This window comes from Bordetella genomosp. 8, from assembly GCF_002119685.1.
GTDB lineage: Bacteria > Pseudomonadota > Gammaproteobacteria > Burkholderiales > Burkholderiaceae_B > Bordetella_C.
Genome location: NZ_CP021108.1, coordinates 3,531,485 through 3,543,663, shown reverse-complemented (window position 1 = coordinate 3,543,663; position 12,179 = coordinate 3,531,485). Strand labels below are relative to the sequence as shown.

Here is a 12,179-nt window from a genome sequence, read left to right as displayed (position 1 = left end):
AAGACGACCCCATGACCATAGAACAGAGCCAGGACGCCCTGATCGTCAATGCACGTATCGCCACCTTCCGTGACGCGGGCCCGTACGGCATACGCGACGACGCCGATGCGATCGCCATCCAGGGCGGGCGTATCGCTTGGATAGGCCCGGCAGCGGATGCGCCCGCCGGCGCGTGGACGGATCCCGCGGGCCATCCGGGCCGCCTGATCGATGCCGAGGGCGCCTGGGTCATGCCCGGCCTGATCGATTGCCATACGCACCTGATCTATGCGGGATCGCGCGCCAGCGAATTCGAGATGCGCTTGAATGGCGCCTCCTATGAAGATATCGCGCGTGCCGGCGGGGGCATCGTTTCCACCGTGCGCGCCACGCGGCAGGCGGGAGAGGACGGCCTGATCGCGCAAGCCTTGCCGCGCCTGCGCGCCTTGTTGCGCGAGGGCGTGACCACCGTGGAGATCAAGTCCGGCTACGGCCTGGACCGCGACACCGAACTGGCCATGCTGCGCGCGGCCCGTGCCCTCGGCGCGAGCCTGCCGGTGACGATACGCACGACTTTCCTGGGCGCGCATGCGCTGCCGCCCGAATATGCCGGCCGTGCCGACGACTACATCGACTTCGTCTGCACCGACGTGCTGCCGGAGGCCGCGCGCCTCGGGCTGGCGGACGCCGTGGACGTGTTCCACGAAAGCATAGGCTTCGATGCCGCGCAGACGGAGCGCGTCTACCGCACGGCGGCATCGCTGGGCCTGCCGGTGAAGGTGCATGCCGAACAGCTGAACCTGTGCGGCGCGGCCGCGCTGGGCGCGCGTTATCGCGCCTTGTCGGCGGATCATCTGGAGCATCTGGACGAAGCCGGCGCGCGCGCCATGGCGGCGGCGGGGACGGTCGCGGTGCTATTGCCCGGCGCGTTCTATTTCCTGCGCGATACGAAGGTGCCGCCCATCGATCTGCTGCGCCGGCACCAGGTGCCCATGGCGGTGGCGACCGACTGCAATCCCGGCACGTCGCCGTTCTCGTCCTTGCTGCTGATGCTCAACATGGCGTGCACGCTGTTTCGCCTGACGCCGGCGGAGGCGCTGCGGGGCGTTACCCAGGCCGCGGCGCGCGCGCTCGGCCTGCAGGACGAGATCGGCACCGTGACGCCGGGCAAGTGGGCCGACCTGGTGTTCTGGCGGGTGCCGGAGCTGGCGGAGCTGTGCTACAGCCACGGCGCGCACCGGCCGGCGCGTATCCTGCGACGCGGCGTCGAACAGAGCGTGTGACGGCGCCGCCGGCCGCGATCAGTCGGTCTGCATATGGCCGGTCTTGACGATCTGGCCCAGGCGCTCGCGTTCGTCCCGGGTGAACTGCGTGAAGGACGCCCGCGTGCCGCCGCCTGCGTCCTGGCTGCTGCGCTGTAGCGCCTGCTGCACGTCCGGCGTTTTCAGCGCCGCGTTCACGGCGGCGTTCATCTTGTCCAGGATATCGTCGGGCGTACCGGTCGGCGCCAGCAGGCCGGCCCAATGCACGATGCGCAGCGTTGGCAGGCCTTCTTCCGCGGTAGTCGGGATGTTGGGCGCGCTGGCCATGCGCTTGTCGCCGGTGATCGCCAGGCCCTTCAGCTTGCCGCCCTTGATCAGGGGCAGGGTGGCGACGCTGGCTTCGGAGGTCGCGTCGACCTGCCCGGCGACCACCGCGGTCACGCCTTCGCCCCCGCTCTTGTAGGTGATGGGCTCGACCTTCATGCCGGTGGCTTCGCGCAGCATTTCGGCGACGAACTGCGGCGCGCTGCCATTGCCGGCGGTGGAGAAGGTGATGCGACCCTCGTGGTTCTTCCTGGCATCGTCCAGGAATTCCTTCAGGTTGCTGGAAGGATTGGCGGCGCTGGTGACGATGACCGAGGGAGTCACGGTCATCAGCACGACAGGCGTCAATTCCTCGTCCTTGTACGGCTGCTTGGGGTGGATCAGGCTGTTGGTGATGACGCTGTTGCCGCCCACCAGGAAGGTATAGCCATCGGGCGCGCTATGCGCGACGTGGGCCGCGCCGATGGCGCCGCCCGCGCCGGGGCGGTTTTCGACGATGATCGACTGGTGCAGCTGTTCGCTGACGGATTTGGCGACCAGCCGCGCGGCCAGGTCGATGCCACCGCCCGGGCTGAAGGGCGCGACGAAGGTGATGGGATGGCTGGGCCAGTCCGCCGCCATGGCGGCACCGGCGGCCAGGCAGGCCGACAGCGCGATGGCGAGGCGGGTGCGGCGGCGCGGGAATGCTGTTGTCATGATGATCTTCCGTTGTCTCGTCTTGTCGTTTTTCGCGGCGTCTGCTGGCGTCTCGCGTCGCGAGCACCTGGCGCCGATGGAAAGATCCCCCGCACGGATTGTGCCTCTTTCGAGACATAAGCGAAACGGGCCGCTCATCCTGGTGCTGTGGATGCCAGTATGCGACATGCCGGTGTGCGCTATTACGGTACGGGCGCTCGGCTGGGTAGCCGCCAGGCGGCGGCGTATAGTGCCAGCTGCCTCGCGCGTCCCTCCGGAACCACGTCAGTCCATCGCCCCATGAGCAGCTCCACCACGACATCTTCCACCGCCGATACCACCCTGTTGGAGCAGGGTTCGGACCACTGGATGCGCAACCTGGCGGTATGCGTGTTCGGTTCCTTCACCACCATCATCGGCATGACCTTGCTGCTGCCCTTCCTGCCGCTGTATGTGGAGCAGCTGGGCGTCAAGGATCATGCGGCGATCGTGCAGTGGTCGGGGGTGGCCTTCGGCGCCACCTTCTTCACCGCCGCGTTGACCGCGCCGTTGTGGGGACGCCTGGCCGACCGCTATGGCCGCAAGCTGATGCTGATACGCGCCAGCCTGGGGATGTCCATCGCCATGTCGCTGATCGGCATGGCGGAGAACGTGTATCAACTGGTCGGACTGCGGCTGCTGGCCGGTTTGCTGGGCGGCTATGCGTCCGGCTCCATGGTGCTGGTGGCCACGCAGACGCCCCGGCATCGCACCGGCTGGGCGCTGGGCATGCTGTCGTCCGGCATCATGGCGGGCAACCTCGCCGGACCGTTGATCGGCGGGGCTCTGCCGCCGCTGATCGGCATACGGGCGACTTTCCTGGCGTCGGGCGTGCTGATTTTCGTGGCCTTCCTGGTGACGACTTTCCTGATCAAGGAAGAGCACAGGCCCCGGCCCGCGAAGTCGGCCGACAAGCCCAAGGGCGGCCTGGCCGCCGTTCCCGACAAGGGGCCGCTGCTGGCGATGCTCTTCACCGGCATGCTGCTGATGCTGGCGAACATGTCGATCGAGCCCATCATCACGGTGTACGTGGCGCAGTTCGCCGAGCCGCGCAACGTGACGATGGTGGCTGGGCTGGTGATGTCGGCGACGGCGCTGGGCAGCATCCTGTCCGCCTCGCGCCTGGGCCGGCTGGCGGACCGGGTAGGGCACTGGAACGTGATCGTCGCCTGCCTGCTGGTGTCGGCGCTGCTGCTGATCCCGCAGGCCTTCATCACGGCGAGCTGGCAGCTGGTGGTGCTGCGTTTCCTGATGGGATTGTCCCTGGGCGGGCTGCTACCCTGCATTGCCTCGGTGATCCGGCATAACGTGCCGGAGCGCGTGGCGGGGGGCATGCTGGGGTATTCGACATCGGCGCAGTACGTGGGCCAGGTGGTAGGGCCGCTGGCGGGCGGTTTCGTCGGCGGCCATTTCGGCATGCGTTCGGTGTTCCTGGGCACCAGCCTGTTGATGGCGCTGGGCGCCTTGTACAACCGGGTGGTCCGCATGCGCAGGGCGCATCGTTAGCATCGCCGGCGCCGCGCGCCGGATAGCCCGCGGCTGCACCGTCCACGCCGCGGTGCGGGTGGAATACCCGCATATCCCCGTCTTGTTTCCCTGGTTATCCTCCGGATTCGGCGCTTCGGCCCGGACGCGCGATCCCTGCGGTCGCGCGATTAGAAAACCAAGGAGACAGACACATGAGCCGTGCTTTCAATCGCTGCTTCGCAGCGCTGTTCGCCACCGCCGTCCTGGCCGCCGCACCCGCGGCGCGGGCGGCCGATGCGTGGCCCGACAAGCCCATCACGCTGGTTTCGCCCTATGCGCCGGGCGGTACCACCGACGTCCTGGCCCGTCTGCTGGCGACCCGCCTGCACGACAAGCTGAAGCAGACCGTCGTGGTCGAAAACCGCGCCGGCGCCGGCGGCAACATCGGCACCGCCTATGTGGCCAAGGCCAAGCCGGATGGCTATACCTACCTGCTGGCGGCCAGCGGTCCCATCGTGATCGCCGGCACGCTGTACAAGTCGCTGCCCTACGACCCGGCCAAGGACTTCACGGAAGTCGCGCCGCTGGCGCGCACCAGCTTCGTGGTCGCGGTCAACGCGAAGTCGGGCTTGAATTCCATCAAGGACGTCATCGCCAAGGGCAAGACCGGCGACCTGGTCTTCGGCTCGGCCGGTTCCGGCACGCCGCAGCACATCATCGGCGAAATGTTCAACACGGCGGCGGGCACCAAGATTCGCCACATCCCGTACAAGGGTTCCGGGCCACTGCTGAACGACCTGGTCGGCGGCCAGGTGCCGCTGGCCTTCGAGAACCCCTTGCCCATCATGCAGCAGGTCAAGGCCGGCAACCTGAAAGTCCTGGCCGTCACCGGCGCGCAGCGCTCCGCCGCCTTGCCCGACGTGCCCACGCTGGCCGAAACCGGCATCAAGGGCGTCGACGCGCAGCCCTGGTACGGCCTGCTCGGCCCGGCCGGCATCCCCGACGCCATCACCAGGCGCATGAACCAGGAAGTACAGGACATCCTCAACGCCCCCGACGTCAAGGAACAGCTCGCCACGCTGGGCGTGGAGCCCATGCACATGACGCCGGCGGAATTCCATTCCTACGTGGTCAAGGAAATCGGCACCTGGGGCAAGGCGGTGAAGGCGTCCGGGGCGACGGTGGATTGACCAGGGTCGCAGGTGCACCGCTTCGGGCCGTACGGCCTTGAGCATCAATGCTTAGGGCTCAGTGTTCGCTGGGCCCTTTTCCTTGGCGTTGAATCTCGGTAGCGCCTGATCGGCCTACTCTCGGAACCGCAATCCTCGTGCTCAGACTGAGGGAGATTATTCTTTTTGATTTGGTTGTCATCCAGTGATCATATCGACGACCGGACCCTCGCCTGGACACCTTGTTATTACTCGATGGCGAAACCTTCGTCGCAGATGTTGCGGGCAAGGCGTGGGTCAAGTTTGAGGTCAAGCGAGTTCGAGCCTGCCGGCACAGGCCGCACGGGATCAAATATTCATTGACGCTTCATGATGAAAATGGCGAGCGGATGCTTGGGTTCGACAATGCGCATCCCGTCAAGGAGGGCGGAGGTCCTGGCGCGCGAACGCGTATCGAATACGACCATAAACACAAATCCAGCCGCGTGCGCTTCTACACATATATGGACGCAGCTACTTTGCTCAGCGACTTTTGGACGGAGGTTGAGATGACGCTGCGCGACAGGACCCCCTGACATGAAAATGCTCAAAATCGGTATCGCGTCGCTTGAGCAGTACAAGGCCAGGACACTCGCTATAGCCAGGGGCGAATACCGGCCGAGCGCTGGCGAGCCCAAAGTCTGGTTCCAATCCATGGAAAGCCTTGCTCAGGTCTTGTCCGACAAGAACCGGGCACTGCTCGCCCTCATTGCGCGGACAAAACCCGCATCGTTGAATGAACTTGCCAGCAAAAGCGGCAGGGCAAAATCAAATCTTTCCCGTACGTTGCGGACCATGGAACAGTACGGATTGATCTATTTCGAACAAGGTCCAGGCCGTCAGTTGGCACCCCGATCCAATTACTGCGGAATTTCCTTTGAAGTGTCGTTCTGATACGGACCAAGCCATCTATGCCAGGGGCTTCAGCTCACCCAGTACCGTGGGTATCAGCTCCGATACCGTGGGATGGATGTGCACGGTGCGCTGCAGGGTGGTGTAGGGTGCCTTGCTGGACATGACGTCCAGGATGCCGTGGACGGCTTCGTCGCCGCCGGTGCCCAGGATGGCGGCGCCCAGGATGGCCTTGGTTTCGGCGTCGACCACGACCTTCATGAAGCCTTCGGTCTCGCCCTTTTCGACGGCGCGGCCGACGCGCGTCATGGGGCGGATGCCGACCAGCGCGGGGCGGCCGGTGGCGCGCACCGCGGCTTCGGTCATGCCGACCCGGCCCAGGGGCGGGTCGATGTACAGGGCATAGCAGGGCAGGCGGTCGCTGACGCGGCGCGGGTCCTGGTCCAGCAGGTTCGCCGCGACGATCTCGAAATCGTTGTACGAAGTGTGGGTGAAGGCGCCGCGCCCATTGCAATCGCCCAGGGCCCAGATGTGCGGCACATTGGTGCGCAGTTCGTCGTCGACCACGATATAGCCGCGCGCGTCCATCTTCACGCCGGCGGCCTCGAGCCCCAGGTCGGTCGTATTCGGCACGCGGCCCACGGCCATCAGCACGTGCGAACCGATGATGGGGCCCGGATCCTGCGAACATGACACGCGCACGGCCGCGCCGTCGGGATGCGATTCGAAGCGTATGCATTCGGCGTTCAGGTGCACGCGTATCCCTTCCTTTTCCAGGATCTTCAGGATGGCGTCGGATACATCGGGATCTTCCCGCGAGATCAGGCGCGGGCCTTTCTCCACCACCGTGACCTCGGCGCCGAAGCGCCGGTACATCTGCGCGAATTCCAGGCCGATGTAGCTGCCGCCTATGACCACCATATGGCGCGGCACGCTGTCCAGTTCCAGCAGGCTGGTGTTGGTGAGCAGGGGGATATCGTGCACGCCCGGCATGTCCGGGATATTGGCGCGGCCGCCCACGTTGATATAGATGCGGTCGGCCGATAGGCGCTGCCCATCGACCTCGATGTCATGCGGGCCGACGAATCGCGCCTGGCCTTGCAGCACGGTGCATTTGTCCATGCCGCGCAGCCATTTTTCGACATTGCCGCGCGCGCGCATGACGACTTCGTCCTTGCGCGCCTTCAGGCGCGTCGCGTCGATGCCGACCTGTCCCGGCAAGGTGACGCCGAAGTCCGCGGACCGCCGTGCCAGATGCGCGGCGTAGGCGCTGGCCACCAGCGTCTTGGTCGGCATGCAGCCCGTGTTCACGCAAGTGCCGCCGAAGTGCTTGCGTTCGATGAGCGCGACGCGCTGGCCGGCCTCGGTCAGGCGTCCGGCGAGCGGCGGCCCGGCCTGGCCGGCACCGATGATGATGGCGTCGTAGCGGTTGCCCGGCATCGTTGCCGTCTGCGTGGCGGTGGTCGGCTGGGAGGGGGCGTTCGTCGGCTGCGTGCTCATGGCATGACCTCACTGTGCGCGCCGCGCCAGCGGCGATGGACGGAAGCCGGTCGGAAGGGCGTTACCCTGGCACCGGCGATCCAACACTGTAAACGCTGGGCGTGAATGAAGAAACCGCCGGTCCGGGGTCGGGGCTTGTCAGCTCGATGTGCGCCGGATGCGGGCATACTTGGCAGATACCGCTGACCGGCGGGCAGCGCGACCGGACGACGGCGCGCCTTGCCGGCCGCGCCTGGCCGGCCGCGCCTAGCCGGCCGCGCCTGGCCGGCCAGGCGTTACCGTGGAAGAACGTGGAAGAGGCGGCCGTATCGCCGCGTATAGGGAGCAAGTCCGGAACATGTCCACCGATCATCGCCGCCGCGAATTCTTCCGCAAGTCGGCCCGCGGCGCGGGCGCCGCAGCGGCCTTGTCGATGTTTCCACCAGCCATACGCAAGGCGCTCGCCATCGAGGCGGACCGTCGCACCGGCACCCTGCGCGACGTCGAGCACATCGTCGTCCTGACGCAGGAAAACCGCGCCTTCGACCACTATTTCGGCACGCTGGCCGGCGTAAGGGGCTTCGGCGACCGCTTCCCCATTCCCGTTGCCGACGCCCCCGGCATGCAAGGCAGGACGGTCTGGTACCAACGCCACGACGGCCAGCCGGCGGGCCTGCCGGCCATCCTGGCGCCGCAGCACAACGACACGGCGGTGGATTTTCGGCTGATGCGCACCGCGGGTACGCCGCATCTTTATCCCGATGCGCAGGATGCCTGGGATGGCGGACGCATGACGCACTGGCCGCAGTTCAAGAAGAACGCGTCCATGGTCTATTACGCCCAGGCCGACCTGCCTTTCCAGTTCGCGCTGGCAAACGCCTTCACCGTGTGCGATGCCTATCATTGTTCACTGACGGGGGGGACCAATCCGAACCGCTGCTTCATCTTTACCGGCACCAATCACGGGCGGGACGATCCTGCCAGGCCGGACATCTACAACGGCCCCGCGCTGGACAACAGCTACAACACGCTGAAGAAAGGCGCCCACAAGGACGGCTACACCTGGATGACCTACGCGGAACGGCTGCAGGACGCGGGCGTCAGCTGGCAGGTGTACCAGGACAACGAGTTCGAGTTCTACGCGCTGAATCCCTTGTTCGGCTTCAAGGCCTTCCGGCAGGCGCACGCGCGCAGCGTACCCGCCGTGCTGCCCGAGCGCACGGAACGCGAACGCGCGCTGTACGAAAGAGGCATACGCACGCGCAACCTGGACGCGCTGCGCGCGGACGTGATGGCGGACCGCCTGCCGCAGGTTTCCTGGATCTGCGCGCCGTCGTCGGCGTCAGAGCATCCGCAGCCGTCCAGCCCGGCGCAGGGTGCTGCCTATACCGCGCAGGTGCTGGATGCATTGACGGCGAATCCACGCGTGTGGAGCCGCACGGTGCTTATCCTGAATTTCGATGAGAACGACGGCTTTTTCGACCACATGCCGCCACCCGCGCCGCCGTCGTACGCGCGCACGGCCGGCGGCACGCAGGCGCTCGACCCGCAGGGCGCCAGCACGGTGGACGCCAGCGACGATTATCTGGGTGACGATGTGGGCGGCGTGCAGTCCACGCTGGCCTATCGCCATCATCCCTACGGCATGGGACCGCGCGTACCGATGTATGTGATCTCGCCCTGGAGCCGTGGCGGCTGGGTGAATTCGGAGGTGTTCGACCACACGTCGGTGCTGCGTTTCATCGCACGGCGTTTTGGCGTCGATGAGCCCAACATCAGCCCCTGGCGGCGGGCGGTCGCCGGCGACCTGATGTCCTGCTTCGATTTCGCCACGCCCAACCAGGGCGGCTTGCCGGCGCGGCTGCCGGACACCGCCGCGCTGGATGGGCGCAGCCGGTCGCTGTCCGGCACCACGGTGCCGATCGCGCCGGCGGCGCCCGAGCTGCCGGTGCAGGCCGTGGGGACGCGGCGCTCGCGCGCCTTGCCTTACGAGCTGCATGTGGACGACGAGATGGTGGAGAAGCGCCTGCGGCTGCGCTTTTCCAACACGGGTGGGAGGGCCGCTGTTTTTCACGTCTACGACATCCACCGCCTGGACGCCCTGCCGCGCCGCTATACCGTCGAGCCGGGCAGGGCGCTGGAAGACGTCTGGCTGCCGCTGCCGGACGGGCGCTACAGCCTCTGGGTGCTCGGCCCCAACGGCTTCCACCGGCACTTCGCCGGCACCCTGGCATCGCCACCCGCGCCCCGGCTGCCGATAACACGCGTCCGCTACGCACCCGCCGAAGGCGCGCTGGTGGTGACGGTCAGCAATCCATCCGAAGCCGGCCTTGCGGTGACCGTCACCGACAACGCCTACTTCGGTGGCGCGGTGAAAAGCCAGGACATCCCGGCGGGCCAGCAGGCCGAATGGCGATGGCCGCTGGCGGCGTCGCATTGCTGGTACGACTTCACGCTCGGGGTCGGGACGGCTGGCGGGACCGCCGGCCAGGGCTACGCCAGGCGGTTCGCCGGCCGGATGGAAACCGGCGCTCATGGGATCTCCGATCCGGCGATGGGCGGACCGGCGCAGGGCGGCTATGCGGCCCTGACCTGATCGGGCCCCGACGCGACCGAGTGTGCCATTCAGTTAATCCTTCGCAGCAAGAAATTATTGTTTAACGATAATTTTCTTGCTAAGATGCGTCCGCGTTGGGCAGTTGCCGCAGGGACTTCGGATGGCTTATCCGCCACCCGCGGTCGGCGGCTACACCCAGCGCCACGTCGCCAATCTTCGAGAGGTTTTCCCATGACCCTGTTCAACCGCGCGCGCGGCCGCCGCAGCCTGACATCCGACCGCCTGGCCGACCTCAGCCACCGCATGGCCGGCCTCACCCTGGTGGTAATGGCCGCTTTGCTGGCGCTCAACATCGTCAACTGGATCTATCCCCCTTATGGCCCGCACGGCTATGGCTTCAGCTTCGGCATGACCTCGCGCTGGCTGTCGGACGGGTCGCTGGACCTGGCGCAATTCCCGGTGTGGCAGACGATAGGCGCGATGTTGATCACCAGCGTGCCGCTGCTGGTGCTGATGCGCGGCCTGGCCCATCTGCGCGCGCTGTTCCGCGACTATGCCCGGGGTGCCTACTTTTCGATGCGCGCCGGACGCCATCTGGCCGCGGTCGGGCGCTGGATCGCGTTGTGGGTGGTGGTGCAGTTCCTGACCGAGCCGGTACTGAGCATATGGCTGACGATACGCGCCGAACCCGGCCACCACATCGTCGCGCTGTCGCTGGACGCATCGGCGCTGGTGGCGTTGTTCGTCGCCGCATGCATCGCCATCATCGGTCGCATCCTGCAGCGCGCGTCCGAGGTCTATCGCGAAAACCAGCAGTTCGTCTAACGACCAGCGACGACATACACCCCACGGCAGGACTGCAATGCCCATCGTCGTCACACTGGACGTCATGCTCAGCAAGCGCAAGATGAAGTCCAAGGACCTGGCCGCCACCGTCGGCATCACGGAACAGAACCTGTCCCTGCTGAAATCCGGCAAGGTCAGGGGCGTGCGCTTCGACACGCTGGAAGCGATCTGCCGCGCCCTGCGGTGCCAGCCCGGGGATCTGCTGACCTACCAGGACTCCGAGGAAACGGACACGCCGTCGGCCGGGGAATAGGCGGCCGGCGGCCGGCGCGTCAACCTTCGCAATCGGCCCAGCAATTGGGCGTTTCATACAGCCGCACGCGGGCCAGCCGCAGATCGCCGCCGAACTGCCGGTGGTAATGCGGACGCAGGATGTCGAAGGCGATGCGCGCCAGGTTCTCCACCGTGGGAATCCGGTCCAGCACCACGGTCTTGTGCCCCGGCAGGCTGTCCAGGAAGCCGCGCACGGCGGCATCGCCCGCATACACCAGGAAAGCGTGGTCCCAATGACCGACCAGGTGTTCGTTGGCGATCGCCTTGATGTCCGAGAAGTCCATCACCATGCCGTTGTCCGATGCGCCGGGCGCATCGATGACCTGGCCTTCCAGCGTGACCTCCAGCACATAGCGATGGCCGTGCATATTGCGGCACTGGCTGCGATGGTCCGGAATGCGATGGCCGGCGTCGAATTCCAGCCGGCGGGTGACGGAAATCGTGCCGGGTGCCGGGCGCGTGGGGCTGCTCATGGAATGCCTATGTATTTATGGGTTTGCAGGCTCAGGCGCCATTGCGGATGCTGCTTGCAGTACTCGACGATCGCCTGCGTGTGCGCCGTGCGTTCGGGCCCGTCCATGGGCTGCAGGAAGAAGTGCTCGAACTTCAGGCCGGCGAAGGACTCCGGCCGCGCGTCGGCCTGCGGATAGACCAGCTTCAGCTCATTGCCGGCGCGCAGCAGTACGGGCGCCTTGCCCTTGGGGCTGACGCAGATCCAGTCGATGCCTTCCGGCGGCACCATGGTGCCGTTGGTTTCGATGGCGATCGTGAAGCCGCGCGCGTGCACCGCGGCGATCAGGGCACGGTCGAGCTGCAGCAGCGGTTCGCCGCCCGTGAAAACCACGTAGCGGAGGGCGCTGTCGGGACCCCATTCCGCGGCCAGCGCATCGGCCAGCATCTCGGCGCTGGCGAATTTGCCGCCGCCGGGGCCGTCGGTGCCGATGAAGTCGGTGTCGCAGAAGGTACAGGCGGCGGTGGCGCGGTCGCTTTCGCGGCCGGACCACAGGTTGCAGCCGGCGAAACGGCAGAAAACCGCGGCTCGTCCCGCCTGCGCCCCTTCGCCCTGCAGGGTCTTGAAAATTTCCTTGACGGCGTAGGTCATGAAAACAGCGGGTCTGTAAAACCCGCTATTTTAGCGTGCGGCGGATTTTTTGCCGCCGGGCCGCCCCAAGGCAAAAAGGGCCCCCTTGGGGGGCAGCAAGCCGGTTCACCGGCGCG

At 66.5% G+C, this 12,179-nt stretch carries 12 protein-coding genes; 8 read left to right on the top strand and 4 right to left on the bottom strand.

What is annotated here, in order from left to right:
• The first annotated feature begins 11 nt into the window (after positions 1-11).
• Positions 12-1,262 (top strand): imidazolonepropionase, encoded by a 1,251-nt coding sequence (hutI, locus tag CAL12_RS16060; protein ID WP_086067927.1) that lies wholly within the window; start codon positions 12-14, stop codon positions 1,260-1,262.
• An 18-nt stretch (positions 1,263-1,280) separates the two neighbouring features.
• Here hutI and CAL12_RS16055 read toward each other — a convergent pair whose 3' ends face one another.
• A complete protein-coding gene (locus CAL12_RS16055) occupies positions 1,281-2,261 on the bottom strand; it encodes a Bug family tripartite tricarboxylate transporter substrate binding protein (RefSeq protein ID WP_086065554.1) in 981 nt (326 codons plus the stop codon).
• 279 nt (positions 2,262-2,540) lie between these two features.
• On the opposite strand from CAL12_RS16055, the gene CAL12_RS16050 reads away from it, so the two are divergent.
• The 4 genes from CAL12_RS16050 (at position 2,541) to CAL12_RS16035 (ending at position 5,848) form a co-directional block, all read left to right on the top strand.
• The gene (locus CAL12_RS16050) at positions 2,541-3,785 is read left to right on the top strand and encodes an MFS transporter (protein WP_086065553.1); all 1,245 of its coding nucleotides are present in this window, start codon (positions 2,541-2,543) and stop codon (positions 3,783-3,785) included.
• Between the two features lie 173 nt (positions 3,786-3,958).
• Positions 3,959-4,936, top strand: a complete 978-nt coding sequence (locus CAL12_RS16045; protein ID WP_086065552.1) for a Bug family tripartite tricarboxylate transporter substrate binding protein — start codon at positions 3,959-3,961, stop codon at positions 4,934-4,936.
• A gap of 221 nt (positions 4,937-5,157) precedes the next feature.
• A complete protein-coding gene (locus CAL12_RS16040; RefSeq protein ID WP_232464542.1) occupies positions 5,158-5,490 on the top strand; it encodes a toxin-antitoxin system TumE family protein in 333 nt (110 codons plus the stop codon).
• Position 5,491: 1 nt separating this feature from the next.
• Positions 5,492-5,848 (top strand): HVO_A0114 family putative DNA-binding protein, encoded by a 357-nt coding sequence (locus CAL12_RS16035; RefSeq protein ID WP_086065550.1) that lies wholly within the window; start codon positions 5,492-5,494, stop codon positions 5,846-5,848.
• A 15-nt stretch (positions 5,849-5,863) separates the two neighbouring features.
• Here CAL12_RS16035 and CAL12_RS16030 read toward each other — a convergent pair whose 3' ends face one another.
• Positions 5,864-7,246: an FAD-containing oxidoreductase gene (locus CAL12_RS16030; RefSeq protein ID WP_086067926.1), complete on the bottom strand. Its 1,383-nt coding sequence runs from the start codon at positions 7,244-7,246 to the stop codon at positions 5,864-5,866.
• Positions 7,247-7,643: 397 nt separating this feature from the next.
• Here CAL12_RS16030 and CAL12_RS16025 point away from each other — a divergent pair, with 397 nt between their 5' ends.
• The 3 genes from CAL12_RS16025 (at position 7,644) to CAL12_RS16015 (ending at position 10,941) form a co-directional block, all read left to right on the top strand.
• Entirely contained in the window at positions 7,644-9,881 is a 2,238-nt protein-coding gene (locus CAL12_RS16025) for a phosphocholine-specific phospholipase C (RefSeq protein WP_086065549.1), read from the top strand.
• A gap of 192 nt (positions 9,882-10,073) precedes the next feature.
• The gene (locus CAL12_RS16020; RefSeq protein ID WP_198298252.1) at positions 10,074-10,667 is read left to right on the top strand and encodes a DUF2975 domain-containing protein; all 594 of its coding nucleotides are present in this window, start codon (positions 10,074-10,076) and stop codon (positions 10,665-10,667) included.
• A gap of 37 nt (positions 10,668-10,704) precedes the next feature.
• Complete coding sequence (locus CAL12_RS16015; protein ID WP_086065548.1) at positions 10,705-10,941, top strand: helix-turn-helix domain-containing protein; 237 nt, start codon at positions 10,705-10,707, stop codon at positions 10,939-10,941.
• Positions 10,942-10,960: 19 nt separating this feature from the next.
• Here CAL12_RS16015 and queD read toward each other — a convergent pair whose 3' ends face one another.
• Positions 10,961-11,434: a 6-carboxytetrahydropterin synthase QueD gene (gene queD / locus CAL12_RS16010; RefSeq protein ID WP_086065547.1), complete on the bottom strand. Its 474-nt coding sequence runs from the start codon at positions 11,432-11,434 to the stop codon at positions 10,961-10,963.
• Positions 11,431-12,063, bottom strand: a complete 633-nt coding sequence (gene queE, locus CAL12_RS16005; protein ID WP_086065546.1) for a 7-carboxy-7-deazaguanine synthase — start codon at positions 12,061-12,063, stop codon at positions 11,431-11,433. The genes queD and queE overlap by 4 nt, the downstream gene beginning before the upstream one ends.
• Positions 12,064-12,179 lie beyond the last annotated feature (116 nt).

What these genes read in the sequence shown, in the direction of transcription:
- hutI (WP_086067927.1), top strand. Translation starts at nt 12, where the DNA reads ATGACCATAGAACAGAGCCAGGACGCCCTGATCGTCAATGCACGTATC.
- CAL12_RS16055 (WP_086065554.1), bottom strand. Translation starts at nt 2,261, where the DNA reads ATGACAACAGCATTCCCGCGCCGCCGCACCCGCCTCGCCATCGCGCTG.
- CAL12_RS16050 (WP_086065553.1), top strand. Translation starts at nt 2,541, where the DNA reads ATGAGCAGCTCCACCACGACATCTTCCACCGCCGATACCACCCTGTTG.
- CAL12_RS16045 (WP_086065552.1), top strand. Translation starts at nt 3,959, where the DNA reads ATGAGCCGTGCTTTCAATCGCTGCTTCGCAGCGCTGTTCGCCACCGCC.
- CAL12_RS16035 (WP_086065550.1), top strand. Translation starts at nt 5,492, where the DNA reads ATGAAAATGCTCAAAATCGGTATCGCGTCGCTTGAGCAGTACAAGGCC.
- CAL12_RS16030 (WP_086067926.1), bottom strand. Translation starts at nt 7,246, where the DNA reads ATGCCGGGCAACCGCTACGACGCCATCATCATCGGTGCCGGCCAGGCC.
- CAL12_RS16025 (WP_086065549.1), top strand. Translation starts at nt 7,644, where the DNA reads ATGTCCACCGATCATCGCCGCCGCGAATTCTTCCGCAAGTCGGCCCGC.
- CAL12_RS16020 (WP_198298252.1), top strand. Translation starts at nt 10,074, where the DNA reads ATGACCCTGTTCAACCGCGCGCGCGGCCGCCGCAGCCTGACATCCGAC.
- CAL12_RS16015 (WP_086065548.1), top strand. Translation starts at nt 10,705, where the DNA reads ATGCCCATCGTCGTCACACTGGACGTCATGCTCAGCAAGCGCAAGATG.
- queD (WP_086065547.1), bottom strand. Translation starts at nt 11,434, where the DNA reads ATGAGCAGCCCCACGCGCCCGGCACCCGGCACGATTTCCGTCACCCGC.
- queE (WP_086065546.1), bottom strand. Translation starts at nt 12,063, where the DNA reads ATGACCTACGCCGTCAAGGAAATTTTCAAGACCCTGCAGGGCGAAGGG.